Origin of the sequence: Bradyrhizobium sp. HKCCYLRH2047, assembly GCF_051168175.1 — a bacterium.
In the GTDB taxonomy this organism is placed as follows: Bacteria; Pseudomonadota; Alphaproteobacteria; order Rhizobiales; family Xanthobacteraceae; genus Bradyrhizobium.
In genome coordinates this window covers 37,485-62,622 of sequence record NZ_JBNPUM010000001.1, presented here as the reverse complement: position 1 = coordinate 62,622, position 25,138 = coordinate 37,485, and the positions used below count along the sequence as shown (strand labels likewise).

General features: G+C 67.8%; 27 protein-coding genes. 13 read left to right on the top strand and 14 right to left on the bottom strand.

The window, feature by feature from the left end; translation table 11 throughout:
• Positions 1-1,056 carry a sugar phosphate isomerase/epimerase family protein gene (locus ACQR1D_RS00275; protein WP_434838855.1) on the bottom strand — a complete coding sequence of 352 codons (1,056 nt, stop codon included), beginning with the start codon at positions 1,054-1,056 and terminating at the stop codon, positions 1-3.
• Between the two features lie 461 nt (positions 1,057-1,517).
• Between ACQR1D_RS00275 and ACQR1D_RS00270 the strand changes: the two genes are divergently transcribed.
• A complete protein-coding gene (locus ACQR1D_RS00270) occupies positions 1,518-2,276 on the top strand; it encodes a DUF7168 domain-containing protein (protein ID WP_434838856.1) in 759 nt (252 codons plus the stop codon).
• A 47-nt stretch (positions 2,277-2,323) separates the two neighbouring features.
• Here ACQR1D_RS00270 and ACQR1D_RS00265 read toward each other — a convergent pair whose 3' ends face one another.
• Complete coding sequence (locus ACQR1D_RS00265) at positions 2,324-2,932, bottom strand: hypothetical protein (protein ID WP_434838896.1); 609 nt, start codon at positions 2,930-2,932, stop codon at positions 2,324-2,326.
• Positions 2,933-3,123: 191 nt separating this feature from the next.
• Here ACQR1D_RS00265 and ACQR1D_RS00260 point away from each other — a divergent pair, with 191 nt between their 5' ends.
• Positions 3,124-3,459 carry an MmcQ/YjbR family DNA-binding protein gene (locus ACQR1D_RS00260; RefSeq protein WP_315800673.1) on the top strand — a complete coding sequence of 112 codons (336 nt, stop codon included), beginning with the start codon at positions 3,124-3,126 and terminating at the stop codon, positions 3,457-3,459.
• A gap of 41 nt (positions 3,460-3,500) precedes the next feature.
• On the opposite strand, the gene ACQR1D_RS00255 is transcribed toward ACQR1D_RS00260, so the two are convergent.
• Positions 3,501-4,535 carry a hypothetical protein gene (locus tag ACQR1D_RS00255; RefSeq protein WP_434838857.1) on the bottom strand — a complete coding sequence of 345 codons (1,035 nt, stop codon included), beginning with the start codon at positions 4,533-4,535 and terminating at the stop codon, positions 3,501-3,503.
• A 523-nt stretch (positions 4,536-5,058) separates the two neighbouring features.
• Positions 5,059-6,291 (bottom strand): hypothetical protein, encoded by a 1,233-nt coding sequence (locus ACQR1D_RS00250; protein WP_434838858.1) that lies wholly within the window; start codon positions 6,289-6,291, stop codon positions 5,059-5,061.
• A gap of 169 nt (positions 6,292-6,460) precedes the next feature.
• Between ACQR1D_RS00250 and ACQR1D_RS00245 the strand changes: the two genes are divergently transcribed.
• The 3 genes from ACQR1D_RS00245 (at position 6,461) to ACQR1D_RS00235 (ending at position 10,588) form a co-directional block, all read left to right on the top strand.
• Positions 6,461-6,958, top strand: a complete 498-nt coding sequence (locus ACQR1D_RS00245) for a YchJ family protein (RefSeq protein ID WP_434838859.1) — start codon at positions 6,461-6,463, stop codon at positions 6,956-6,958.
• A 398-nt stretch (positions 6,959-7,356) separates the two neighbouring features.
• Positions 7,357-8,865: a glycosyltransferase gene (locus ACQR1D_RS00240; RefSeq protein ID WP_434838860.1), complete on the top strand. Its 1,509-nt coding sequence runs from the start codon at positions 7,357-7,359 to the stop codon at positions 8,863-8,865.
• A 133-nt stretch (positions 8,866-8,998) separates the two neighbouring features.
• On the top strand, positions 8,999-10,588 hold the full coding sequence (locus ACQR1D_RS00235; protein ID WP_434838861.1) for a hypothetical protein: 1,590 nt from the start codon (positions 8,999-9,001) through the stop codon (positions 10,586-10,588).
• Here ACQR1D_RS00235 and ACQR1D_RS00230 read toward each other — a convergent pair.
• From ACQR1D_RS00230 to ACQR1D_RS00215, 4 genes are read right to left on the bottom strand one after another with little or no spacing between them, the layout of a single operon-like run.
• On the bottom strand, positions 10,528-11,058 hold the full coding sequence (locus tag ACQR1D_RS00230) for a DoxX family protein (RefSeq protein ID WP_409997873.1): 531 nt from the start codon (positions 11,056-11,058) through the stop codon (positions 10,528-10,530). The two genes, ACQR1D_RS00235 and ACQR1D_RS00230, sit on opposite strands and share 61 nt — an antisense overlap.
• On the bottom strand, positions 11,058-11,840 hold the full coding sequence (locus ACQR1D_RS00225) for an HvfC/BufC family peptide modification chaperone (RefSeq protein WP_434838862.1): 783 nt from the start codon (positions 11,838-11,840) through the stop codon (positions 11,058-11,060). The genes ACQR1D_RS00230 and ACQR1D_RS00225 overlap by 1 nt, the downstream gene beginning before the upstream one ends.
• The gene (gene bufB, locus ACQR1D_RS00220) at positions 11,827-12,747 is read right to left on the bottom strand and encodes an MNIO family bufferin maturase (protein WP_434838863.1); all 921 of its coding nucleotides are present in this window, start codon (positions 12,745-12,747) and stop codon (positions 11,827-11,829) included. The genes ACQR1D_RS00225 and bufB overlap by 14 nt, the downstream gene beginning before the upstream one ends.
• A 39-nt stretch (positions 12,748-12,786) precedes the next feature.
• Complete coding sequence (locus ACQR1D_RS00215) at positions 12,787-13,092, bottom strand: BufA1 family periplasmic bufferin-type metallophore (RefSeq protein ID WP_434838864.1); 306 nt, start codon at positions 13,090-13,092, stop codon at positions 12,787-12,789.
• A gap of 292 nt (positions 13,093-13,384) precedes the next feature.
• Between ACQR1D_RS00215 and ACQR1D_RS00210 the strand changes: the two genes are divergently transcribed.
• Positions 13,385-15,478, top strand: coding sequence for an adenylate/guanylate cyclase domain-containing protein (locus ACQR1D_RS00210; RefSeq protein WP_434838897.1), 2,094 nt, complete (start codon positions 13,385-13,387; stop codon positions 15,476-15,478).
• 15 nt (positions 15,479-15,493) lie between these two features.
• Here ACQR1D_RS00210 and ACQR1D_RS00205 read toward each other — a convergent pair whose 3' ends face one another.
• Positions 15,494-16,231, bottom strand: a complete 738-nt coding sequence (locus tag ACQR1D_RS00205; protein ID WP_434838865.1) for a GntR family transcriptional regulator — start codon at positions 16,229-16,231, stop codon at positions 15,494-15,496.
• A gap of 197 nt (positions 16,232-16,428) precedes the next feature.
• Between ACQR1D_RS00205 and ACQR1D_RS00200 the strand changes: the two genes are divergently transcribed.
• From ACQR1D_RS00200 to ACQR1D_RS00180, 5 genes are read left to right on the top strand one after another with little or no spacing between them, the layout of a single operon-like run.
• Positions 16,429-17,463 carry an extracellular solute-binding protein gene (locus ACQR1D_RS00200; RefSeq protein ID WP_434838866.1) on the top strand — a complete coding sequence of 345 codons (1,035 nt, stop codon included), beginning with the start codon at positions 16,429-16,431 and terminating at the stop codon, positions 17,461-17,463.
• Positions 17,460-18,530 (top strand): ABC transporter ATP-binding protein, encoded by a 1,071-nt coding sequence (locus ACQR1D_RS00195; RefSeq protein ID WP_315800662.1) that lies wholly within the window; start codon positions 17,460-17,462, stop codon positions 18,528-18,530. Before ACQR1D_RS00200 ends, ACQR1D_RS00195 begins: the two co-directional genes overlap by 4 nt.
• 2 nt (positions 18,531-18,532) lie before the next feature.
• Positions 18,533-19,399, top strand: coding sequence for an ABC transporter permease (locus ACQR1D_RS00190; RefSeq protein WP_434838867.1), 867 nt, complete (start codon positions 18,533-18,535; stop codon positions 19,397-19,399).
• Positions 19,399-20,196, top strand: a complete 798-nt coding sequence (locus ACQR1D_RS00185; protein ID WP_434893703.1) for an ABC transporter permease — start codon at positions 19,399-19,401, stop codon at positions 20,194-20,196. The genes ACQR1D_RS00190 and ACQR1D_RS00185 overlap by 1 nt, the downstream gene beginning before the upstream one ends.
• Positions 20,197-20,200: 4 nt before the next feature.
• Positions 20,201-21,106 carry a polysaccharide deacetylase family protein gene (locus ACQR1D_RS00180; protein ID WP_434838868.1) on the top strand — a complete coding sequence of 302 codons (906 nt, stop codon included), beginning with the start codon at positions 20,201-20,203 and terminating at the stop codon, positions 21,104-21,106.
• Between the two features lie 6 nt (positions 21,107-21,112).
• Here the strand turns inward: ACQR1D_RS00180 and ACQR1D_RS00175 are convergent, their stop codons facing one another.
• On the bottom strand, positions 21,113-21,265 hold the full coding sequence (locus ACQR1D_RS00175) for a hypothetical protein (protein ID WP_316180387.1): 153 nt from the start codon (positions 21,263-21,265) through the stop codon (positions 21,113-21,115).
• A gap of 110 nt (positions 21,266-21,375) precedes the next feature.
• Here ACQR1D_RS00175 and ACQR1D_RS00170 point away from each other — a divergent pair, with 110 nt between their 5' ends.
• The gene (locus ACQR1D_RS00170) at positions 21,376-22,191 is read left to right on the top strand and encodes an NAD-dependent protein deacetylase (protein WP_434838898.1); all 816 of its coding nucleotides are present in this window, start codon (positions 21,376-21,378) and stop codon (positions 22,189-22,191) included.
• 121 nt (positions 22,192-22,312) lie between these two features.
• Here the strand turns inward: ACQR1D_RS00170 and ACQR1D_RS00165 are convergent, their stop codons facing one another.
• Entirely contained in the window at positions 22,313-22,486 is a 174-nt protein-coding gene (locus ACQR1D_RS00165; RefSeq protein WP_316239149.1) for a hypothetical protein, read from the bottom strand.
• A gap of 209 nt (positions 22,487-22,695) precedes the next feature.
• On the opposite strand from ACQR1D_RS00165, the gene ACQR1D_RS00160 reads away from it, so the two are divergent.
• Complete coding sequence (locus ACQR1D_RS00160) at positions 22,696-22,944, top strand: hypothetical protein (protein WP_316239150.1); 249 nt, start codon at positions 22,696-22,698, stop codon at positions 22,942-22,944.
• Positions 22,945-23,005: 61 nt separating this feature from the next.
• Here the strand turns inward: ACQR1D_RS00160 and ACQR1D_RS00155 are convergent, their stop codons facing one another.
• From ACQR1D_RS00155 to ACQR1D_RS00145, 3 genes are all read right to left on the bottom strand, one after another.
• On the bottom strand, positions 23,006-24,310 hold the full coding sequence (locus ACQR1D_RS00155; RefSeq protein WP_434893704.1) for a PQQ-dependent sugar dehydrogenase: 1,305 nt from the start codon (positions 24,308-24,310) through the stop codon (positions 23,006-23,008).
• A 142-nt stretch (positions 24,311-24,452) separates the two neighbouring features.
• Positions 24,453-24,881, bottom strand: a complete 429-nt coding sequence (locus ACQR1D_RS00150; protein WP_434893714.1) for a type II toxin-antitoxin system VapC family toxin — start codon at positions 24,879-24,881, stop codon at positions 24,453-24,455.
• Entirely contained in the window at positions 24,881-25,129 is a 249-nt protein-coding gene (locus ACQR1D_RS00145; RefSeq protein WP_434890092.1) for a type II toxin-antitoxin system Phd/YefM family antitoxin, read from the bottom strand. The genes ACQR1D_RS00150 and ACQR1D_RS00145 overlap by 1 nt, the downstream gene beginning before the upstream one ends.
• Between the last annotated feature and the right edge of the window lie 9 nt (positions 25,130-25,138).

Genomic DNA, 25,138 nt, shown 5'->3' with positions numbered 1-25,138 from the left:
TCAGGACAGGCCCAGCATCTTGCGGTTCGCCACGTCGTCCGCGCCGGAGCCGGCGAAATCATCAAAGGCCTTCTCTGTGACCTCGATGATATGGCTCCTGATGAACTCGGCGCCCTCGCGCGCACCCTGTTCGGGATGCTTGATGGCGCACTCCCATTCCAGCACGGCCCAGCTGCCATAGCCGTATTGCGTCAGCTTCGAGAAGATCGCGCCGAAATCGACCTGGCCGTCCCCGAGCGAGCGGAAGCGGCCGGCCCGATCGGCCCAGCTCTGGAATCCGCCATAGACGCCCTGGCGCCCGGTCGGATTGAACTCGGCGTCCTTGACGTGAAACGCCTTGATGCGCTCGTGATAGATATCGATGTAGGCGAGATAATCGAGCTGCTGCAGAACGAAGTGCGAGGGATCGTACAGCAGATTGGCGCGCTTGTGATTGCCCACCCGCTGCAGGAACATCTCGTAGGAGACGCCGTCGTGCAGGTCCTCGCCAGGATGGATCTCATAGGCGAGATCGACCCCATGTTCCTCCGCATGGTCGAGGATGGGGCGCCAGCGCCGCGCGAGTTCGTCGAACGCAGCTTCGACGAGTCCAGGTGGACGCTGCGGCCATGGATAGATGTAGGGCCACGCCAAGGCGCCGGAAAACGTCGCATGCGCGGTGAGCCCGAGCCGCCGTGAAGCCTGGATCGCCCGCTTGACCTGATCTATGGCCCAATCGGTCCGCGCTTGCGGATTGCCGCGAACCTCGGGCGCCGCGAACCCGTCGAAGGCCGCATCATAGGCCGGGTGAACGGCAACGAGCTGGCCTTGGAGATGCGTCGAGAGCTCGGTGATCGCCAATCCGTGGCGCGCCGCAATGCCCTTCACCTCGTCGGCATAGTCCTGCGACTCGGACGCCCTATGGAGGTCGAAGAGCCGGCCGTCCCAACTGGGGATCTGAACCCCCTCATAGCCGAGCGAGGCCGCCCATCCGCAAATCGAATCCAGCGAATTGAAAGGCGCAGTATCTCCGGCGAACTGGGCGAGAAAGATGGCGGGACCCTTGATCTGCTTCATCGCATGCTCCCTTCTCCCCGTGGATGCGCCCGTGCACGCTCTCCGATAGTGCCATCGCACCGGCGCATCCGCCACGCTGGAACCACTCTGCGTTTCACCACCAGTCTCAATTTGCTGCGTCGGACGCTCGCGCTGCGCGCACTGCAATCCCGGCCGTAACGCCGGTCCTCGGCATCCCCCCGCCAGGCTTTTCAAGGCGCGAGGCCCGTGAGATACAGTCGATGAGTGCTGTCTGCGAATGTCCCCGGTTGCTCCATCTGCCAATGACGAGCCAAGTCGATTGCGGTCCTCCAACGGCTCACCAGCACCATGAATGACGCCTGCGATGTCACTGGCCTGGGACGCACGACGCTTTGCGCATTGATGAGAACGAGGGATCACACGACGTCGGTCGTCGGCGTCTGTGGTGGGTGCTCGTGTCCACGGCGCAATCCTGCCGCGCCTTCTTTGGAGCCTGACCGGTGAGCCAGACATTCGATCGTCCCGCCGCTGATCCTGTCGCCCTCGACAGGCTCAAGGCCCGCATCCAGGCGTTGCGCGCGAAAACCATCGCCAATGGCTGCACCGAGGACGAGGCGCTGTCCGCGGCCGCCAAGGTCGCTGAACTGCTCGATCGCCACGACCTGTCGCTGTCCGACCTCGAGCTGCGGGCGTCGGCGTGCGAGCGCAAGGTCTACGAAACCCATCGCAAGAAGCGCATTCCGCTGGACGACTGCATCGGCGCGATCGCGCATTTCTGCGATTGCCGGGTCTGGCGCGAGAAGAACCCGGCCGGCGAAGCGAGCTACGTGTTCTTCGGTCTCCCGGCGGATGTCGAGGTTGCGCATTATCTGGCGGAATTGATCGACAACGCCGTGCGCGCCGAGCTCGGCCGCTACAAGACCTCGGCCGAGTACCGCCGGTTCCGGCATCAGGACCGGCATCTCGCCAATGCCTCCTTCGCCCTCGGCATGGTGGTGTCGATCGCCGACCGCCTCGTGGCAATGAAGGCGAGCCGCGATCAGGCCAACGAAACCACCGGCCGCGGCTTGGTCGTGCTCAAGACCTCGGTGGTCGATGCCGAGTTCGACAAGCTCGATCTGAAGCTGCGGTCGGCGCGAAGCACGAGCCGGATGGTGTCGACGGCCGCCTATGAGGCCGGAGGTGCCGCCGGCACCACGCTCGCGATCAGTCCGGGCGTGAGCGGCGCCCCGCAACGGAATCGACCGAACGGGAACTGAACTCAGTCCCCAACGGTCGTTGCCTTCTCGCTGTTGCGGGCTTGCCCTCAGCTCTTCGCGCCCGGCCCCTTCAACGCATTCCAGGCCGCCTGATTGGCCTGATCGAACGCCTTGCGGGATTCGCTCAGGGCGGCACTGAGCACCGACCAGGACTCGCTGCCCGTCTGTTTCAGCTTCTCGAGATGGGCGCCGGCCGCCGACGCGTCGGATTTGAGCTGCTTCAGCACGGCGTCGAGGTCGGTGGTGCCGGCCGTCGTCACCTTGGTCGCGGCCTCGCGAAACCTGTCGGCCGACTCGCGCCAAGCCTTGGCCTGGGCGGCGGCAATGTCCTTGAAGGTCGCCTGCTGCTGCGCGGCCTGCCTGCCGGCCGCTTCGAAATAGGCACTCATCTGCGCCTCGAATCCGGCCCAGTGCGCGTCCAGTTCCGTCTTCGCGCTGGCCAGCGCGGCTTCGCCGGCCTCGGCTTGCGTCTTGAGCAGGGCCTCGAGATCGCTGCGGCGCTTCTTCAGGTCCGCCATGATCTCGCCGGTCGTCACTTTGGATGCTGCTTCGGCCTCGGCTGCCTTGACGCCGAGCGACTCCAGCGCTGCATCCATCTCATGGAGGCGCTCCCTGGCCCAGTTCAAGTAAACCTGCATCGTGCTCTGTGCCGCCATGTCTTGCTCTCCTTTGATCGCATCCTGCGACAAGCCATATAGAAACGATGGCGTTTAGTTTTGACGTGCATCAAGGGCTTGGGGTGGCGGTCTTCACGTTCGCGTGCAGGGCGGCGGGGACACCGCATGGCGGACCGCGCTGGCCGGTGCTAGTCATATCCTTCGAATACGATCGCAAGGGGCGCGTCGAGATGACCGGTGACGAATTTCGCAGCCTCGCTCTGTCGTTCGCCGGAGCGACCGAGGCGCCTCACTTCGATCGCACCGCGTTCAAGCTGCACCGGACCTTCGCGACCCTCGCCGCTGATGGCGCATCCGCCAATGTCCTGCTCTCGCCCGACGAGCAGGAGCACCATGCCGGCCTGCAGCCCGGCGTGTTTCGCCGGGTCCCCAACAAATGGGGTGATCAGGGCTGGACCACCGTGTCGCTCGCCGACGTCGATGCCGCTCGCCTGCGCAGCGTGCTCGAGAGCGCGTGGCGCGCCGCGCATCGTCCGCAGCGTTCACGCGGCCGCAGCAGGCGCTGAGCCGACCCCGGCGAAACAATCGCCGGCGGCGACAAGAACTCTCACACCCTTCGCCCGACCATCAGCAGGATGCCGCCGATCTGCGGCAGGAGCGCCAGCAGGATCAGGCGGAGCATGACGAAGTCGTCGGCGGAGGGCTTCACCACGCCGCGCGACACCCACGCCACCAGCTTGATCGCGGCCTCGGTCTGCGGATCGGCGGTCTGGCTGACCGTGGACATCGCCGCGTCCAGCGCCAGCCGGCGCTCGGCAACGGCGGCCTCGCGCTCGCGGCAGAACTTGCCGACGCCGCCCTTGCACTCGCGGTCGCGCGCGGTCATGGCGTCGGCGAGCGCGGTCTGCGCCGCCTGCACCGCGGGCGTCACGCGCGAGGCGCGCGCCAAGGTGACGTCGCTGATGTTGGTGGAGGCGAAGCCGATGCCGGCGGTGACCGCGAACACGAAGGTCATCAGCCACACCGCCCAGCCGGTCAGTGCCGAGGCGCGGTGGCGCGCCTGCCACAGCCGCGCGGCGCAGGTCGGCATCACCAGCGCGACGAGGTCGGCGGTGACGCCGACAGCCAGGAACATATAGCCCGCGGTGCTGTTCGAGCCGAGCGAATGGGCGAACCAGCCGTTCATGGCCATGCCGACCGCGGCCAGCGCCAGTGCGGCCAGTTGCAGCAGGACCGACGAGGCGGTGATGCCAGCGCGCGCGGGCTTCGTCGGCGTGATCGGCGCGGCGGCCGGCACGACCTCGCCCTCGGTCGCGGCCGGCGCATCGCGCGGCGGTATCGTGGCCGGCGGCGCTGCGGCCGGGATCGCCGCGGCGGCCGCGCTGGCAGCCGCCCCCGTGCGCGACGCCTCGGCAACGGCCGGCGCTTTCGCCGGCTCGTTCACGTAGTCCAGGAAGTCCGGCATGATCAGCGTCTCGGACGCGAGCATCTCGTCGTCGAGCGCCGCCATCTTGGCTTTCTCGGCCTTGTCGGCTCGGGGCCGCGGGCGTGGCTTGACGACCTTGGCGCGCTTCGGACGCGGCTTGGCCGTCTTCGGCTCTCGCCAGGGAATGATGGATGCGACTACGGACTCATCAGCCATCGGGGCTGCTCCAATCGGTGGTGATGGGCGCGACGCTGCGTTTGCACGCAGCGCTGACCGCGCCGGCATCGGGTGCACGTCTGATGGGGAATCGGGCAGCGGCCCGCCTCGAAGCGGGCCTTCGTTCTTGCGGCCGGGCTGGCGTCGCGCGAAGAAATCGTTGGCGTCTCCCGCGCCCTGGTCCGCCGATGATGCGGAGGGCTTGCGGTCACAAGCGCCACGTAATGAGGCGGCGCCCGGAAGGTTCTGGTCCGCGCGGGGCCGGGCCGGTCAGCCGTGCGCCCAACACCCATGTTCTAAACCAATGGTTAACACGGATTCGCCGGTTTCGAAACCGCGCCGCGCGTGTAGCGGCAGTGGCAGTGGTGAACGATGGCGACCTGCGTCTTTGGAGTCACAACCGCCGCGTGAGCGGCGTTGGGAGATCAGGCTGACGCGCAAGTCGCCGAGCAGGACGTGCGATAGTCGAACGTCGCTCGTCGAAGCGAGACCGATCGCGGCGTGCCAGGGCGAGGAGGACTGACTAGCGCGGTACCAGCATCGGCGTGCTGCTGCTTACCGAGAAGCGCCGATTGGCGGTGGTCAGCACCAGCACCAGGCCGGGAATGTCGAAGCTCACCGCGACGCCATCCACATCCTTGAAGTGCGGCAACGGGATTTGCCGAACCGTATCGCCCCGGCTGATCTGGTACAGGCCGTCATGCCCCATCGCGAGCAGATCTTCGCCCGTCTGCTGCAACCCGAAGAAGGCTGTCGTGGTCGTCCACATGCTCCCGTCCGGTCCGCCGGGAGTCGTGGCGGGACGCGCCTGGATCTCGTGGGTGTAGAGCGGGCGGACGGCGTTGTCGCACACTTCCACCATGCGCCCATGCGAACTCATGTGGATCAAGCCGATCGCGACGGCGATGCAGTCCGGTCTCCATGGAATGATCGCTATGCCGTTGACCGGATCGCACGCCGGATTCAGGTTGCCGCCGCACAGGTCGCCGTCGACATCCTCGATCTCGGATAGGATGCCGGTCAGCCGATCGATCCGCTTCAGCCCGCCGCCCCACTCGCCCACGCTATAACCGACGAAGATGTGTTTCGAGGTGGCGAGGACGGCGCCGACCGGCCAGGCCTTCAACGGCGTCGTTGGCCCTGATTCGGGCCGATACAGATAGGTGAGCGGAAACGGGAATGGTGCCTTGGGCTGCTGCCGGTCTAACGGCTGCGATGGATCGAACATGTGAGAGGACGTGACGGAGGACGGCCAGCTCAGCGCCGTCTCGGTCTGGACGCCGCCCGCTAGATTGATCATCCGCTTTACCGTCACCAGCGTGGTCGTATCGCCGGTGGCAATTGCGGTGACGAAGTTCTCGCCGTGCGTTACGATCTCACCGGTCGTTTCCCAATCGTTGCCTCGCCATCCGCGCAAAGTCCATCGCGCGTTCGGTGTCCATTGCGTGCAGGAGTCTCTTGGGCAGGTCACGATCGCCGCATGTCCGTGCTGTACGAACAGCTCGATCACGCGGTCCGGCGTCGCCACGTCGATCCCTTCACCGGCTTCCGTCATGCTCCAGAGCTGCCCGTCACTGCTGAGCAGCCACAGCCGGTCCTCGGCAAAGACAGCCCGCAGGATGCGCGAGTCCAGAACGGTGCCGCCACCGTACTTGAAGTCGCCGGCAGATGCGGACTGCGTTGGCACGGCGGCAACGGCGAGCAGCGCAAGAAGTGCCGCGGTGACAGCGGCAAGCCGGGCGATGATGACGATCAAGGCGCGACACCTCGGGTGTTCGGGTCTACGTGCGCCGATCGATACGATCAATTCACGGCGGTGAAAAGCCGCGAGGCCATGCTGCAAACCCGGCGGGGCCACATCGGTGCGGCGTACGCCAAGCCGTCCGCCGTTTTCATGGCTCGGCATCGATGCTAAGCGTCACCTCATGTCCTGTCCCTGCGGATCACAGCTTCCCTTCGACCGCTGTTGCGGTCCCTATCTGCTTGGCGACGCGATGCCGCCCACCGCCGAGGCGCTGATGCGCTCGCGCTACACGGCCTATACGCGCGGCGACATCGGCTACATCGAAGCGACGCTCGCGTCCGACAGGCGTGCTGCGTTCGACCCTGTCGCGGCGAAGAATTGGGCGACGCGCGCGACCTGGCTCGGCCTGCGCATCGTCTCGTCGGTCCGCGGCCAGCCCGGCGACGCCGATGGCGTCGTCAGCTTCATCGCCAGCTATCGCGAAGACGGCAAGATCATCGAGCACCACGAGGTCTCACAGTTTCGCCGCGACGACGACGGCGCCTGGCGCTTCGTCGAGGGTGACGCGCGCGCCGCCGTCACGGAGCCGAAGCGGGCGGCTGCCACCGCGAAGGTCGGCCGCAATGATCCATGCCCGTGCGGTAGCGGCAAGAAATACAAGTTCTGCTGCGGGCGGTGAGCGCGGCGGCATGTCTCGATCGCGGTGCATCGCTGTGTTGATAGGAGGGGGAAGCCGCGACTGCGGACTCGTCAAGTGCTTCCGTGCCCACGCGCAGGCCGGCGCGCCGGCGCTCCAGCCGCTGGCGCCGGCGCCAATCTCGCGACGACGGTCCCGCGTCGCCGGTCTTCCCGCGCCCGCTTAGTTGCGAGCGCGAATGAGAAGCAAAGATCGGACGCATGCGGCGCGAACGATCGCGCGGGCCTCATTGTGGCCGGCGGATGTCTGCTCGTTTCCGTCGCGCGTCAGAGCAGGGGCGTCACGATGCCAACAGAGCGGAGGACTTCTCTGCCACCGCCTTGACTCCGCCCAACCGGGCTGGCCTAGAAGGACGTAGTTCCTAGCGGGGGTGGTATCAGGTGGCGGAGTTGGACGAGGCGGTCCGGCAGGACGAACGCGAGCGGCCGCAGGTTGCCGCAACCCTGTCGCCGGCAACGAAGGCGCTGTCGCCGCGCAAGGCGGCCATCCTCGACCATGCCAACCATTTCGCCGATGCGCGCGCCGACTGGCGCGACAAGGCGGCGTTCTTTCACGGCGAGGATGCGTGCTATCTGCGCTTCCTGATTCCGCCGGGCAGCCGCGTGCTGGAGATCGGCTGCGGCCTCGGCGATACGCTGGCCTCGCTCGCGCCGTCCTACGGCGTCGGCATCGACTTCAGCGAAAAGCAGATCGCGATCGCTCGCAGCCGGCATCCCGAGCTGACCTTCATTCTGGGCGACGCGGAGGATCCGGCCACGCTCGCCGCCGCCACCGGCCCGTTCGATGTCATACTGGTGCTCGACACCATCGGCTCGCTCGACGACTGCCAGCAGTTCATCGCGCAGTTGCACCCGTTGTGCACGCGCGAGACGCGACTCGTCATCGGCTACTTCTCGCACCTCTGGTATCCGCTGCTGAAGGCTGCGGAAGCACTGGGCCTGCGGATGCCGCAGCCGGAGCAGAACGTGCTGTCGCCGGCCGACCTGCGCAGCCTGGCGCACCTCGCCGATTTCGATCCCGTCAAATCGGAGCAGCGCGTGCTGTCGCCGCTGCGGCTCTACGGCCTGGGCCGCTTCGCCAACCGCTTCCTCAGCGTGCTGCCGGGCCTGCGCGCGCTGTCGCTGCGGCACTATCTGGTGTCGCGCTCGATGCGCTGCGTGAGCGACGACGTCCGATCGGCGACGGTGGTGATCCCGGCGCGCAACGAGCGCGGCAACATCGAGCCGGCGGTCCGGCGCATCGCCACGTTCTGCAACGACATCGAGATCATCTTCATCGAGGGCCACAGCCAGGACGGCACCTATGAGGAGATGGAGCGGGTGCGCGCGGCGTTCCCCGATCACGACATCAAGCTGATGCGCCAGCCCGGCAAGGGCAAGGCCGACGCGGTGTTCACCGCGTTCGACGCCGCGCGCGGCGACGTGCTGATGATCCTCGATGCCGACCTCACCATGCCGCCGGAGCAATTGCCGAAATTCTTCGAGGCGCTGCGTTCCGGCAAGGGCGAGTTCATCAACGGCTCGCGCCTGGTCTATCCGATGGACGAGGGCGCGATGCGCTTCCTCAACCTCATCGCCAACAAGACCTTCTCCTACCTGTTCTCGTGGCTCCTGAATCAGCGCTACACCGATACGCTCTGCGGCACCAAGGTGCTCCGCCGCAGCGACTATGTCAGGCTCAAGGCCGGCAAGGCCTATTTCGGCGATTTCGATCCGTTCGGCGATTTCGACCTGATCTTCGGCGCCTCGAAGCTGAACCTGAAATCGATCGACCTGCCGATCCGCTACGCCGCGCGCAGCTATGGCGAAACCCAGATCTCCCGCTTTCGCCACGGCTGGATGCTGCTGAAGATGGTCGTGTTCGCGTTCTTCAAGATCAAGGCGATCTGAGGATGGCGTGCGCGCGCGGACCACGCCTGCGAGGTGGCGCCGATGCGCTTCATTGGAGTTCCCGCCGGAGCTGCTTGTGATCCGCGGTGACGGCCCTTCCCAAGATGCCGGCCAGAACTGTGCGACAAAGGACATGCCGCGCCGCGAAGCGCTCGACCGCCTCACCCCGTTCGGCTGGCGCGGCGGCGTTGCGATCGCGCTGCTGCTCTCGCTCGTGTCGTTCCTGACCGCCGGCTATTTCACCGTCTATTGGCGCAATGCCGACATGGACTTCATGGTGATCTACAACGCGCTCGCCATGAACGACGGCGGCGCGCAGGTGTTCTTCGACCACCCGGCCTATCTCACCATCCTCTCGGTCGAGACCTGGTTCGCGCTGCTGCACCGGCTCGGCCTGCTCGACGCCTGGACGTTGTCGGCGATCCCCGCCGACCGCGCCGCTTTCGACGCGGCGATGACCAGCGCCGTCCATGCCGGACGCGTCGCCGCGCTGCTGACGGCCGCCGGCATCATCCTCGCCTTTGCCTGGGCCGCGCGCCGGCTGGTGTCCGATTGGCGCATCGCCATGCTCGCCGTCACCGCCTTCGCCTTCTCCGGCGGCGTGCAGATGCATCTGCGCATCCTGCGCAGCGAGATGATCGCGGCGTCGTTCTGCATCCTCGCGCTGATGATCCTGATCGCTGTGGCGCGCCGCGCCAGCCTGGCGCGGCCGCTCGCCGTCGGACTCGCCGCGCTGCTCTGCATGCTCGGCCTGGAGAACAAGGTGCATGCGATCCTGCTGATCGCCGCCATTCCTGTGCTGGTGTTGCCGTTCGGGACGGCGGCGAGCGCAAGCGTGGCGTTCTGGCAAAGCTCGCGCGCGTGGGCGGCCGTCATGGTTGCAGCCGTGGCGGCAATCGTCGCCGCGATCGCCGCCTGGCCGCTGATCGCCGCCGGCTTCGATCCTGTCAATGCAACGGCTGCCGGGCTCAAGCCGATACTGTTCGGCCGCTTCGGTATCTATCAGTTCGCGCTGCTCGGCGTGGTCGCGGCCTGCATGGTCGGCTTCGCGTGGCGGTGGCGGGTGAGCGCGGCCGAGACTGTCGCGGCACTGCTGGCGGCGGTGGCCGGCACAAGCCTCGGCGTGCTGGCACTGAAGCTGAGCTACGACATCAACGATGTCGTGGTCGTGCTCAATCCTCTCGAGAAGATGATCACCTATGTCGACGCGCCCGAGGCCGCCGGCAGCCTCGCCGGGGCAGTCGGCCTGCTGCTATCGGGGGTGCTGGGGGTCATCCGGCGCTACACCTTCGTGCTGCAATCGTCGGCCCGCCCCGCGGTGTTCCTGACCTGGCTGGTCATCCCCGGCATCGTCATCGCCTGGCGCCGCGGTGAGCGGCAGGCGGCCATCCAGGCCGTCCTCCTGATGCTGGCGGCCATCGGCATCGACACGCTCGGCGTCCGCCGCGGGCTGAAGGTCGAGTACTTCGTCTTCACCGATCCCCTGATCATCATCGCCGGCATGGTCCTGCTCGATCGTCTGTCGGACCTGCGCTTCTCCCGCTTCGCCTATCCGATCGGCGCGGCGCTGCTCGCGCTCCATGTCGGCATCAGCCAGGCCGAGCCGGTCAAGATGGCGCTCAAGCGCAGGGGGCCCGAGGAGGTCTGCGAGTGGCGCGGCTACTACATGCCACGGCTGGCGCTGCCCTGGTGCGCGCCGCCGAACAGCCCGCCGAGAACGTGATCGAGCGAGATCTTTCCGCCGCCATGGGCGATGAGGCCCAGCGCCATCGCCGCCCAGGTCAGATGGATTGGCCAGCCGTCGGGCACTGTGAGCTCGACGATGCACGTCATGAACAGCAGGCCGAGCGCCGCGAAGCGGGTGCCGAGGCCGAGAATGAGCAGGACGGGGAAGCCGACCTCGCCGCAGCCCGACAGGAACGCCATCACCGTCGGCATGGGAAAGTGATATGGCCCGCCGGGTAGATGCAGCATGAACTCGTCGCTGAACAGGGTCACGGCGGTGTCGCTCAGCCTGAGAAAGCCGTCCCATTTGAGAATGCCCGAGCGCCAGAACGGCACGGCGAGCGCAATGCGAGTGACGAGCTGGACCAGGGTGAGCGGGGTCGCGCTCTGCAGCAGCCGCACGGCCTGGCCGACGAGGGAAGGCAGCGACAGCGTCGGGGTCGGCGCCATGGAGTGGTCCGTCGTCATCATGCGTCCTCGAAAGTGATGTCCGTGAAGGCGCCGGCCTCGATCAGGCCGGCTACGTTGGCGGCGAGATCGAACTCCGGCGCGGCCTCGAACGCGGCTTCCGCAGCGACGTCGAGCGGCTGCCGCGCGACCAGCAGGCTCGCGAAGATCGCGCCGCCTCGTGGCAGGTGACGCACGACGACGTCGAGCGCGGGCCGCGTGATCAGCGCGTCCTCCGGAACCGAGCCATCAATGCGCGGCACCGGGGCATCGCCGCGGTTGGCCGAGAAGATCGTGACCGCCGCGAAATCCGAGCGCACGATGCGGGTGGCGGGATGAGCGGCGAAGCGCAGCATGGGCAGCCGCTCGGGCGGCACCGTCGCCAGCGTGGCGCCGTCGAGCGGCGCGGCGTCTGCCGCGTGATAGGCGTCGAGCCAGGCCCGCTCGATCTGTGCGACGTCCGTCAGGAACGGCATCGTTCGGGCGTGCTCGTACGCTGCAATGAAGGCGGGGAAGTCGCGTCCATAGTTAAAGAGCAGCGGCGACGTCGGCGGCGTTTCGCGCACATGCGCCCGCGCCATCGCGCGGAAGAAATCGGGGCCGGTGATGCGCTGCACCGCCGGATAGATCGCGATGAGCGACTCGATCAGGCTGACCGTGACGTTGTTGCGGTAGACGTTGAACCGACGCCCGGCCGCCTTGGCCAGCGGACCCCCGACGGCGACAGGCGTCGCGCGATCCGGCGTCAGCAGCGCCGCGGCGAAGTGGATGGCGTAGTCGGAAACCTGCTCAGGCTGCGGCATCACGCACCTCCTGCGAGCAGCCGGAAGCGTGGTCATCGAGAATCGTCTGCGCGGCCGCGGCCTCTGCCTTCAGCACCGGCCAGTCCGGAATGTTGCTGTCCCATTCGATCAGCGTCGGCATCGGACCGTTGCGCGCGATCACGCTGGCGAACAGGGCCCACACATCGTAGGCGACGGGGCCGTCATGGCTGTCGATCAGCAGCGGCTCGCCTTCATCGTCGGCCTGCACGGCGTGACCGGCGAGATGGATCTCGCCGACAGCGACGAGCGGAAAGTCAGCCAGATAGTGCTGTGGCGAGAAGCCATGATTGATCGCGGAGACGAACACGTTGTTGAGGTCGAGCAGGAGCCCGCAGCCGGTGCGGCGCACGATGGCGCGGATGAAGTCGGTCTCGCTCATCGTCGAGTCGTGAAAGGCGACGTAGGTCGACGGATTTTCCAGCAGGATCGGCCGGCGGATCGCGCTCTGCACCTCGTCGATATGGTCGCAGACCCGTGCCAGCGTGGCGGTCGTGTAGGGCAACGGCAGCAGGTCGTTGAAGAATGTCGTATCGTGCGTCGACCACGCCAGATGCTCGGAGACCAGGCTTGGCTGATAGCGGGCGACGAGCTTGCGGAAGCGCGCGAGGTGGTCGCGATCGAGCGGCTGCGGGCCGCCGATCGACATGCAGACGCCGTGGATCGACAGCGGATGATCCCTGCGGATCGCCTCGAGCTGACGATGCGGCGGCCCGCCGGCGCCCATGTAGTTCTCGGCATGGACCTCGAAGAAGCCGCGCTGCGGCGCCTCGGCCAGGATGGCGGTCAGGTGCGACGGCTTGAAGCTGGTCCCGGCGACGCCGCCGAGAGGTGGCGGAAAGCGAAGCGGCATGGTGGGGCACGGTGCAGGGGGGGCATCGGTGCGCATGCTGCGTCTCCGCTTTCCGCTTGGGGTAAACGAGAGCGATCAGATCGGCTTCAGCGAGCCCTTGCGGCCGCCGGGCACGTCGATGCTGGTGCAGGTGCCGCCCTGGACGAATTTCCACGCGTTGCCCTGGAAGTCGATCGTGGAGGTGCCCTGGCAGGTCGTGCCGGGACCGGCGGCGCAATCGTTCTGGCCCTTCAGGGCAACGCCGAAGCATTTCTCCTTCTTGGCGGCCATTGCGGCTTCCGATTCGGCCTTGGTCAGCGGCCCAGCCATTGCGAGGCTTGCGAGCGCGGTGCTGACGGCGCCGGCGAGCGCCAGCGTGGTGACGGTTCTCTTGGCGGGCATGACGATTCCTCTCGTGTTCTGCATCGCTCGCTTGGCGATGCGCATCTCTCCTTCGCCCGCAGCCACGAGAATGTTACGCGGCGACTCCGCTCACGACCCTGTGAGCGGTATTGCGTGCTTCGGAGCTGCGTCCAATCGAACGCAGGCGGGTTCGAAGTGCCAATGCTTTGCAGGCATCATCGACTTAGCCAGCCGGCATTGGTGGCGCACGTCATGAGAGCGCAGTCTGGCGGCTCCCCGTCGGGCGCAGCCCCGCGCGCCGATCGGTCCGATCGGAGATCGACCTGCGATGATGGCGAGCGAAAACAGCCGAGTGCCGCGCCGAGACGCCGCCGGCGAGCGGTTGACCGTCAGCATCCGCTTCGCCGTGTCGGCGCTGGTGCTGACCGCGATCCTGCTGACGGCGCTGGCCTCGAGCCTGTTGTGGTGGCGCACCTCGGAGGCGATCAGCCGTCAGCTCGCCAGCACCATCAATGCGCAGATCGCGAGCGCCGTGCGCAAGGAGGTGAGCGCGATCGTCAGCGAGGCGCGCGCGGCGCACACCGCCATCCGCACGCTGTTCCTGCAGAACGTGCTCGACACCCGCGAGGTGGACAAGCGCGAATTCGTGTTCCTGTCGCAGCTGCAGTCGCAGGCGACGATCTCATCGGCGGCGTTCGGCTGGCCCGACGGCTCGTTCTTCGCCGCCCACAAGCTCGGCGACCGGCGCCTGGAGATGATGGAGATCTCACTGACCGATCATCCCGGCCAGCGCCGCGTCGATGAATACGATGTCGTGCCCGGCGATATCGAGTTCGCGGCGCGCCGCTTCGAGCCGACCCGTTTCAAGGTCGCCGACCAGCCCTGGTTCAAGGAGAGCCTCGCCGCGGACGAGCCGCGCTGGTTCAGCGTCGACGTGCATCCCGGCGGTGACCGTCCCGCGATCGCGCTGGCGGGGCCTATCGATGTCTATCAGGAGCGGCAGGGCGTGCTCGCCATCATCATCGAGCACGCGCGCATCTCGCGCTTTCTCGCCCAGCTCCAGGTCGGCCGCACTGGCAGCGCCTTCATCCTGGCGCATGACGGCGGCGTGGTCGCGGCGCCCGACGAGACCGCCGACGAGGTCAATGCCGGGCAGGGCCGCCAGCCGCTGCTGCCGGTCGCGCAGCAGGCGATGCGGTCCTCGCCCGCAGGCGACGAGGCCTGGCGCGGCCGCGTGCAATCGGGCGGCGGCGCCTTCGAGGTCGCGCGCACGGCGCTGCCGTTTCCCGGCTGGTCGCTGGTCACGGTGATTCCGGAAGCGGAATTTCTCGGTCCGGTCGACGCGGCGCTGCGGCGCGTGATCGTCGGTCTCGGCATCGGCGCCGTGCTCGCGGCGCTGGTTTCCGCCGCGCTGGCGCGTGCCGTGATCGCCGCGCCGCTCGGGCGCGTGGTGGCCGAACTGCGTCACGTCGAGGCCTTCGCGCTCGAGCAGGTGCGCCGCCATCCGTCGCGGCTGCGCGAGATCGCGAGTCTGTCCGGCGCCATCGCCGAGATGGCCGGCGGCCTGTCGTCGTTCCGCAAGTTCATTCCCGCCGATCTCGTCCGGCAATTGCTGCGACAGGGCGTCGATGCCAGGCCGGGCGGCCATGTCCAGGAGCTCAGCGTCATGTTCATCGACATCGCCGGCTTCACCGGCCTGTCGGAGCGCATGGGCGACCGCGTCGTGCCGCTGCTGTCGCGCCATCTCGATCTGATCTCGACCGTCATCGTCGATCACGGCGGCACGATCGACAAGTTCATCGGCGATGCCGTGATGGCGTTCTGGGGCGCGCCGGCCGCGCAGCCGGATCATGCGGGTCTGTGCTGCCGCGCCGCGCTGGCATGCCGGGACGCGGTCGCGGCCAGCGGCCTGTGCGACGATGACGGCCGGCCGCTCGCGATCCGCATCGGCATCAACTCCGGTCCCATGCTGGTCGGCAACATCGGCTCCGAACTGCGTCTCAACTATACGGTGATCGGCGATGCCGTGAACGTCGCGAGCCGACTCGAGGGCGCCAACAAGGTCTACGGCACGGACATCCTGATCGGCGAGGGCACCGCGCGGCTGGCGGGCGAGGCGTTTCTCACCCGCGAGATCGACCGCATCGCCGTCTATGGCCGCGAGGAGGGCCTGCGCGTCCACGAACTGGTCGGGCTTGCGGAGAATGTCGCCGCGCAGGACATGCGCTGGATCGCGCACTACGCGCGCGGACTGCGTGACTATCGCGCGCAGGACTTTGCGGCTGCCAGCGCGGCCTTCGAAGCCGTCCTCGCGCTCAAGCCGGGCGATCGCGCCGCCGAAGTCATGATCGCGCGCTGCAGGCCCCTGGCAGGCACGCGGCCGGATCATCATTGGCATCCGGTGACGGCGCTGCCGACGAAGTAGCGGTTGCCGGCACGGCTAGGCCGAGCGCCGCTTGCCGCGCAGCGGCCGTCGTCCGGCAAACACCGCGGCGAGATCCTGGGTGGGCGTCGCCGCGTCCTGGTCGAGCCGCAGCCGGCCCTCGACATGCAGGAAGTGCTCGCGCGACACCGCGATCGCGCGCATCAGGTCGCGGTCGCGCAGCGCCGTGACGATCGCGCCGTGCTCGTCGACCGCGCAGATCGACTGCGCCGCCGGCTCGTACACCGACACCATCACCGAGGAGCGGCTGAGCAGATCGCCGAGCATGCGTGACAGCTCGGGATTGCCGATGGAGTCGACGAGATGGACGTGGAAGGCGCCAGACAGCCGCACCGAGGTCGCGCGATCGCCGCGCTGTGCCGCCGCGCGCTCCTCCGCCAGATGCGCATCGAGCCGGGCGAGCAGGAGATCATCGACCCGCAGCACCAGCTGGCTGAGCACGCCGGCCTCGAGGACGCGATGCGCCTCATAGACTCGCCTGACATCATCGAGCGTCGGCCGCGGCACCCGTGCGCCACGGTTCGGGATCATCTCCAGCCGCCGCTCGGCGCCGAGCCGGTGCAAAACTTTTCGGATGCGCTCGCGCGACACGCCGAAGATGTCAGCCAGCGGCGTCTCGGCGAGCTTGGTACCGGCCTTGAGCTTGCCTTCCAGCAGCGCACGCAGGATGGCCTGATACACCGCCTCGTCCTCGGCGGGATTGGCCTTTCCGATTCGCTGCGCTCGCATCGCCATGGCGAACTGCTAGGCCCAAAGGCGCGGCACGTCACCTCCAAAAAATGTGCACATTCTGCCCGTGGCCGGGCACGATGCGGATCGAGAGATAGCTCGGAACGCTGATCTCATTGCTGAATCAAGAAATGTGCACATTTGGCACGACGCTTGCTGATCTCGGGTGACACGCCACGCGACAGCTCACACGGGATCCTCTCATGCACCCCTTCTCCCGCCGCAGCCTCCTGAAGACTGGTGCGGCCTTCGCCGCCACCTTCGCCGCGCCCGCTTTGGTGCGCGCCGCCCCGAAAGAGATCGTGATCGGCGGCCCCGCCGGCGCCGCCAAATATTTCAACTCCGACCTGTTTCCGGTGCTGGAGAAGAAGCTCGACTGCAAGGTGCTCTATGAGGGCACCAACTCGCTGACCAATCTGCAGAAGATGCAGGCCGACAAGGCAAGCCCGAAGATCTCGGTGGTGATCATGGACGATCCGGTGATGCTGCCGGCCGCGGCCGAGGGGCTGATCACCACGATGTCGTCCTCGGCGATCCCCAATCTCGGCAAGCTCGTCGGCGATGCCGTGCACCAGGACGGCATGTGGGCCAACTATCAGAAGCCGTGGGCCGGCATCGCCTATTCCACCAGGCGCATGAAGACGGCACCTAGCAGCTGGGCCGAGCTGTGGGATGCGAAATACGATTCCAAGATCGTCGTGCCGTCGCTGTCCAACACCGAAGGGTTCTGGACCTTGCTCGCCGCCGCGCATCTCGAGACCGGCAAGCCCTACAAGGAAGCGCAGTACGAGATCGACGCCGGCTTCAAGAAGATCAAGACCCTGAAGGCCAACCTGCTGAACGTCTATACCAATGCCCCGCAAGCCATCAATCTGCTGGAGCAGGGCGAGGCCTGGATGATCGGCGGCCAGTTCTCGGCCTACACCTTGATCCGCAAGGCCGACGGCTCGCCGGTCGACCTCGCGATCCCGAAGGATGGCGGCTTCTCGATGCCGTCGGGCATCGCCAAGGTGAGCGGCGCGCCGGCCGGCGATCTCGCCGACGCCGTGATCGACTTCTACCTCAGCCCGGAGGCGCAGAGCATTCTCGCCAAGACGGCCTTCATCGCGCCGACCAACCAGGCCACGCCGCTGCCTTCAGGCTATCCCGATCCCGCGACATTATTCGCGCCCGACTGGGCCTTCATCGCCAAGAACCGCGCCGGCTGGGTCGATCGCTGGAGCAAGGAGATGACATGACCGGCGCGCCGCATCTCGTCATCAGCGGGGTCTCCAAGCGCTTCGGCGCCGCGACCGTGCTCGATCGCGTCGATCTCACGATCCGCCGCGGCGAGCTGGTGACCCTGCTCGGCCCGTCCGGCTGCGGCAAGACCACCTTGCTGCGCGCGATCGCCGGCCTTGCACCGCCCGACGCCGGGACGATCGCGCTCGCGGGGCGCGACGTCACCCATGTGCCGCCGCACCGGCGCAATGTCGGCGTCGTGTTCCAGAGCTACGCGCTGTTTCCGCACCTCACCGTCGCCGGCAACGTGGCCTTCGGCCTGAAGGTGCGCGGCACGCCCAAGGCCGAGATCGATCGTGCGGTGGAGCGGGCGCTGTCGCTGGTCAAGCTCGGCCATCTCGGCAGCCGCCGCATCTCGGCGCTGTCGGGCGGCCAGCAGCAGCGCGTCGCGCTGGCGCGCGCCATCGCGGTCGAGCCGGACGTGCTGCTGTTCGACGAAGCGCTGTCGGCGCTCGACCGCAAGCTGCGCGAGGAGATGCAGGTCGAGCTGCGCCGCCTGCTGCAGGAGGTCAAGGCAACCGCGATCTTCGTCACCCACGACCAGGACGAGGCGCTGACCATGTCGGACCGCGTCGCGGTCATGAACAAGGGCCGCATCGAGCAGCTCGCCGAGCCGCGCGAGCTTTATGCCCGGCCGGCCAGCCTGTTCGCGCTCAACTTCGTAGGGCTGTCGACGCGCATCGCCGGCCAGGTGGTCGGCGCGCAGGACGGCACGGTGGAAGTCGTCACGCCGGTCGGCCGTCTGTCGGCGCGCGGCGCGTTCCAGCCCGGGGCCTCGGTGATCGTGGTGACGCGGCCGGAGCAGCTGCGGCTCGGCGTTGGAGAGGGCGCCAACTCCGCGGCCGGCCGCGTTCGGTCGGTCGTGTTCCAGGGCTCGCGGACCCTCGTGGACGTCGATGCCGGCGCTGGCGCGAGCCTGCTCGCCGAGCTGTCGGGGCGCGAGGCCGAGGTGCCGCGCGTGCACGACGAGGTCCGCTTCGCCTGGCCCGTCGCCGAAACCTTCGCCTTCGCCGCCGAGACCTGACCATGACCGACGCCGTGCTGCCCGCGCCCATCGTCAAGACCGCGCCGGATCGCGAGCGGCTCGCGGCGTTCGGCTTCGTCGCGCCATCGCTGCTGATAACAGCACTGGTGTTCGTGCTGCCGCTGGCGCTGCTGCTCGGCGTCAGCGTGCTCGACGCCAACGGCGGCATCACGCCGGCGAACTACACGAGGCTGCTCGGTACGCCCTATTATCTGGGTATCATCTGGAATTCGCTGCGGCTCGGCCTGCTGACGACGCTGATCGCATTTCTCATCTCCTATCCCGCGGCCTTCGCGCTGGCGCGTGCGCGCGGGCCGCTGCGCTCGATCCTGCTGGCCACGCTGTTCCTGCCGCTGGCCGCCTCGGTCATCGTCAAGGCCTTCGCCTGGACCATCCTGTTGCGCAGCGACGGCCTCATCAACACGGTGCTGATCGCAATGGGGATCATCGAGGATCCGATCCGCATGATCTTCACCCAGACCGCGCTGATCGTCGGTGCCGTCAACATCTTCCTGCCGTTCATGGTGCTGCCGATCTACGCCGTCGTGGCGCAGCTCGACGGCCGCTACGCTGAAGCCGCGGCCACGCTCGGCGCCTCGCCGCTGGTCGTGTTCTTTCGCGTCATCCTGCCGCTGACCCTGCCGGGCATCATCGCCGGCGTGGCGCTGGTGTTCTCGCTGTCGGTGTCGGCCTATGTGGTGCCGACGCTGCTCATCGGCGAGAAATATCCGACGCTCGCCACCACCATCGCCAAGGCCTATCTGCTGGCGCGCGAGCCCGGTTTCGGCGCTGCCGCCGGCGTCGTGTTGCTGGCGATCGCAATCATCGTGGTCGCGCTCAGCACGATGCTGTCGCGGGAGCCGAAATGATGTCGCGCCTCGCCATCGTCATCTGCTGGGTGCTCGCGATCGGCCTCGCACTGTTCCTGCTGCTGCCGCTGGTCGTGATCGCCGCCGCCTCGTTCTCGCCGACGCCGGTGTTCGACCTGCCGCTGTCGGGCGCGTCGCTGCGCTGGTATGGCCGCATCGGGCGGCTCGACGGCTTCTGGCCGTCGCTGGTCCTGTCGCTGCAGATCGCCGTGCTGTCGACCGCGCTCTCGATGGTCGCCGGCACGCTCGCCGCCATCGCCATCGCGCGCGGCAGGCTGCCCGGCGCGACCGCGCTGGGCACGCTGCTGGTGTCGCCGCTGATGATGCCCGGCCTCGTGCTCGGCATCGCGCTGCTGCAATATTTCCGCATGGTCGGCTTCACCGCGACCTGGAGCGCGCTGCTGGTGGCCCATCTCGTGGTGACGCTGCCCTACGTAGCGCGCACCATGATTGCCGGCTTGTCGCGGTTCGACTTCACCCTGATCGAGGCGGCGCGCACGCTTGGCTGCACCTATGCCGGCAGCGTTCTGCGCGTGATGGTGCCGGCGCTGGCGCCGTCGTTCCTGATTGCAGGGCTGTTCAGCCTGCTCGCCTCGTTCGACAACTATCCGGTCTCGATCTTTCTCACCGACGTGCGTTCGAAAACCCTGCCGATCCGCATGCTGCAATATATCGAGGAGGCGCCCGATCCGACCTTGGCTGCGCTCTCCACCCTCATCCTCGCCGGCACGCTCGTGCTGCTGCTGATCAGCGATCGCCTGGTCGGCCTGCACCGCATGGCCGGAACCGCGGATTGACACGATGACCTCACAGCCTGCCTTCCGCCGCGATCTCACCGGCTATGCCGGCAGGCCGCCGCATCCGCGTTGGCCCCACGACGCCCGCGTCGCGGTGTCGCTGGTGGTGAATTTCGAGGAGGGCTCTGAATTCTCGGTGTGCGACGGCGATACGAGCAACGAGGCGATCTACGAGGTCGTGCACCGGCTCGACGGCCCCGACCCCTGCATCGACAGCCATTTCGAATACGGCACGCGCGCGGCCTGGTGGCGCCTGATGGATCTGTTCGACGCGCACGGCGTCAAGGTCACCGTCAGCGCCTGCGGCCGCGCGGTGGAGCGCTCGCCGCAGCTCGCCCGCGATGCCGTGGCGCGCGGGCATGAGGTCTCGGCGCATGGCTGGCGCTGGCAGAGCCACGCCGGCATGGGCGAGACCGAGGAGCGCCGCGTGATCGCGCGCACGGTGGAGACGATCCAGCGGGTCACCGGCCAGCGGCCGCTCGGCTGGCATACGCGCTCGGCGAGCTCGCCGAACACGCGGCGGCTGCTGGTCGAGCAGGGCGGCTTCCTCTATGACAGCGACGCCTACAATGACGACCTGCCATATTATGTCGATGTCTGCGGCCGGCCGCATCTGGTGCTGCCCTATTCCTTCGACAGCAACGACATGCAGTTCTTCAACGGCTCGCGCTTCCGCGGCGGCGATTTCGCCGACTACGTCATCGATGCCTTCGACTGGCTGGTGCGCGAGGGCGCGACCGCGCCGAAGATGCTGTCGATCGGGCTACATCTGCGCATGATCGGCCGTCCCGGCCGGATCGGCGCGCTCGACCGCATCCTCGCGCACATCGCCCGCAGCGGCGCGGCGTGGATCGCGCCGCGCGCCGACATCGCCCGGCACTGGCTGGCGACGGTGCCGCCGCCGGCCTGAGCGGCGTCAATCGTCGTTGGCGATGTCGTCGTCGGTCGGCGGCACCTCGATCGTGCCGCCCTCGCCGGTGGCGAGGTCGCGCTCGTCGTCCATGTCAGCGTCGTCGGCCGGCCCGTCGAGCGGCCGGAGTCCGCGATCATGCCCGTTGCGTGGTGTCATGGCAGGTCCTCCCACGGGATAAGGCCGGGAACGCGCAATGGTTCAGACCGAGAGCGCTGCGTCGCGGCGCTCTGGCGCAGGCCGCCATGGCCACCTACATCTGCGAGGTCATGGTCGATCCCGCCGCGCTGAAATCCTTCCTCGACAGCCACCGCCGCATCGTCGTGCTCACCGGCGCCGGCTGCAGCACGAATTCCGGCATTCCCGATTACCGCGACAATGATGGGCAGTGGAAGCGCACGCCGCCGGTAACCTACCAGGCCTTCGTCGGCAGCGACGAGACGCGCCGGCGCTATTGGGCGCGCAGCATGGTCGGCTGGCGCCGCTTCGGCCGTGCCCAGCCGAACGGCGCGCATCATGCGCTGGCGCGGCTGGAGGCGCAGGGCCGCTGCGCGCTGCTGGTGACGCAGAATGTCGACCGGCTGCACCAGGCCGCCGGGACCAGCAACGTCATCGACCTGCACGGCCGGCTCGACCGCGTCCGTTGCATGGGCTGCGGCGCCATGCTGTCGCGGGCCGACTTCCAGGACGAACTGGCCGGCGCCAATCCGCATTGGATGGCGCACGACGCCGCCGATGCGCCCGACGGCGATGCCGATCTCGTGGGCGTCGATTTCGCCACGTTCACGGTGCCCGCGTGCCGGGCCTGCGGCGGCATCCTCAAGCCCGACGTCGTGTTCTTCGGCGAAACAGTGCCGCGCGAGGTCGTCGCCACCGCGCGCGAGCATGTCGAGCAGGCCGACGCCATGCTCGTCGTCGGCACCTCGCTGATGGTCTATTCGGGCTTCCGCTTCGTCCGCGCCGCCGCCGACCGCAACATCCCCATCGCCGCCGTCAATCTCGGCCGCACCCGCGCGGATGATCTCTTGTCGCTGAAGGTCGAAGCGCCGTGCGACGCGGCGCTGGCGTTCCTGCTGCAGGACTAGGGTGGGCCACCCTCTCTCCGCCGTCATGGCCGGGCCTGACCCGGCCATCCATCTCTTCGGTGCTTCAGAATGTGGATGCCCGGGTCAAGCCCGGGCATGACGAGAGACCAAAGATGCTCGCCTACCGCGACTGGGGATCCTCGCGCTGCTCGATCCGGTCCTTGTTGTTGACCTGCTCGTCTTCCGGCTTCACCACGTCGATGGTCTTGCCGGACTGATTGCCCGGATTGTAGTGATACTGGCCTTCCTGCTTCTCGCCGGGCTGCTTCTGGTTCGGATTGACGGTGTCGGCCATCGGACTCTCCTCGGGACGTGCCTGTTGTCCCGACGACAACAGTCCTGCACGAGCCGGGTTCCGCGGCCCCGTGCCGCAGGCGCGCACATCTCCCGCGCGGTTGCCGTCTTACCGTTCTGTGCGCGCCATCACTTAAACCGCGAGCCGTTTTTGTCATGATCCCCCGCATCGGCTGCATGGGGCAGCCTCACGCAATAAGGGACACGGTCATGACCACCAGCCTTCGCCTTCTCGCCGCCGCTGCCATCGTCGCCGCCACCGGCCTGCTCGCGTCGGCATCGACCTCGCCGGTCCAGGCGGGATGGGAGTGGCTCGGCAACAAGGACTACGTCCGCTGCCTGCAACTGTTCTACACCGGGGACTTCCTGATGCCGGCGAACGCCACCCCGGCCCAGCGTGCGGCGAAGCACGAAGCCGGCCGCCGCTATTGCAATCGCCAGTATTACGGCCACGACTGAGCTTGGCAGCCCAGGCGCAAGGCCGGAGCGAACGTCGCCCCGGCTCCTCTTGCGCGCCGCCTCACGCCCCGGTCACGCGCCAGATGCAGTTGCCGACATCGTCCGCCACCAGCAGCGATCCGTCCGGACCGATGGCGACGCCGACCGGGCGGCCATAGGAGAAGCTCTCGTCCGGCGCCAGGAAGCCGGAAAGGATGTCGCGCGCCGGGCCCGACGGCTTGCCGTTCTCGAACGGGATGAACACCACCTTGTAGCCGGACAGCTTGCTGCGGTTCCACGAGCCGTGCTGGCCGATCACCATGCCATCCGGAAAACCCGGGAGCGTGCCCGCCGGCAGCCAGCACAGGCCGAGCGAAGCCGTGTGGCCGCCGAGCGCGTAGTCCGGCGTCAGCGCGGTCGCGACCAGCTTCGGATCCTGCGGCACGCGGTCGTCGACCGTCCTGCCCCAGTAGCAATAGGGCCAGCCATAGAAGCCGCCCTCGCGCACCGAGGTCAGGTAGTCCGGCGGCGTCTCGTCGCCGAGCCCGTCGCGCTCGTTGACGACGGTCCACAGCACCTTGGTCGACGGCTCGAACGCCAGCCCCACCGCGTTGCGCAGGCCGGCCGCGAAGATGCGGCTCGCACCGCTCGCGATGTCCAGCTCATAGACGCAGGCACGTCCCTCCTCGACCTCGAACCCCAACTCGGCGATGTTGGTGAGCGAGCCGACGCCGGCATAGAGCTTGGTGCCGTCGGGGCTGACCAGCAGGCTGCGCGTCCAGTGTCCGCCCGGCTTGAAATTCGTCAGCCGCTGGCCCTGCGCGGTGATGCGCTCGGCGCCCGCACTGTACGGGAAGGCGACGATGCCGTCGGTGTTGCCGACATAGAAGGTGTCGCCGACCAGGGCCATGCCGAACGGCTGGCTGAGATTCTCCATGAAGGCGTTGCGGCGTTCGGCCGTGCCGTCGCCGTCGGCATCGACCAGCCGCGTGATGCGGTTGGCGCTGACGCCGAGCGCGGCGGCGCGGCGCATCGTCGCCTGCATCGCGTAGCCGAACATGTTGCGTACCGGGCTCGGAATCTGCGTTGTTTCCGCAATCAGCACCGACTTGTCCGGCATCACATGGATCCATCTCGGGTGATCCAGCCCGGTCGCGAACGCATTGACCTTCAGCCCCGCCGCGGCCACCGGCGCCTCGCCGTCGCGCCAGCCGCGCGCCGTCGGCATCTTCAGGGTCGGCAGCATGCCCTGCGGCTTCGCTTGCGGAATCTGCGGCTGCGCGCCCCAGGCCGGCGCCGGCGTGTCCCCCTGCAATTTGCGCCATTGCAGCGCCGCATTGCCAACCAGCGCGACGCCGCGCGCGACGATGGAGGAGAGCGTGGTCATGGGAGTCCTGTGAGGCTAGGCCAACGGATGTGGTGGGCGGCCATCGGGCGATGGCGGAAAAGGTCCCTCCGTTATGATCTAACACGCCGAAGGTGACAACTGCGTGCGCCGCGCATGGGGGCTGCGGAACGTGTGAGATACTTCACGGCGCGCCGTTGCCATCGCTCCATGGATTGATGAGTGCGACTCCGGTCGCGGCGAAATCGGCGGTGTTGCGGGTGACGACGGTCAGCCCGTGAACCAGCGCCGTCGCGGCGATCAGCGCATCGCGCTCCGGCCGCGGGTCGGGCACGTGCAGTCGCGCGCACGACTGTGCGACCGCAGTGTCGACCGCGAGAATGCGACCAGTGAAAGTGGTCAGGATCTGCTGGTCGATCCAGGCGCGCAGCGCCGCGCCCTGGGCCGTGTCCTTGCGCGCGACGCGCTGCGCACCGAGCTCGATCTCGAGGATGGAGATCGCCGACAGGAACATGCTTGCAGCGGGACGCGCCGCAGCCCAGGCGACGACGTTGCGGTCCGCCTTGTCACGGCGCCTGAGCTCGGAGACGACGTTGGTGTCGAGCAGGAACATCATTCGAGGTCAGCAGGCCGGCCGACCGGCCCGGTGATGCGCGGCGGCTCGAAATCGAAATCGGCCTCGGGCTGCGCCAGCGCATCGGCGAGGCTCAGGCTGCCGCCGGTCAGGCGGAGGTAGTCCTCGATCGTCAGCAGCACGTGCGCCGCCCGTCCGCGGTCGGTGATGAACACCGGCCCCTTGGCCGCCTCTTTCTTGGCGCGGCTGGTGTCCTGGTTGAACTCGCGGCTGGTCAAAGTGGTCATGGCCGGGGC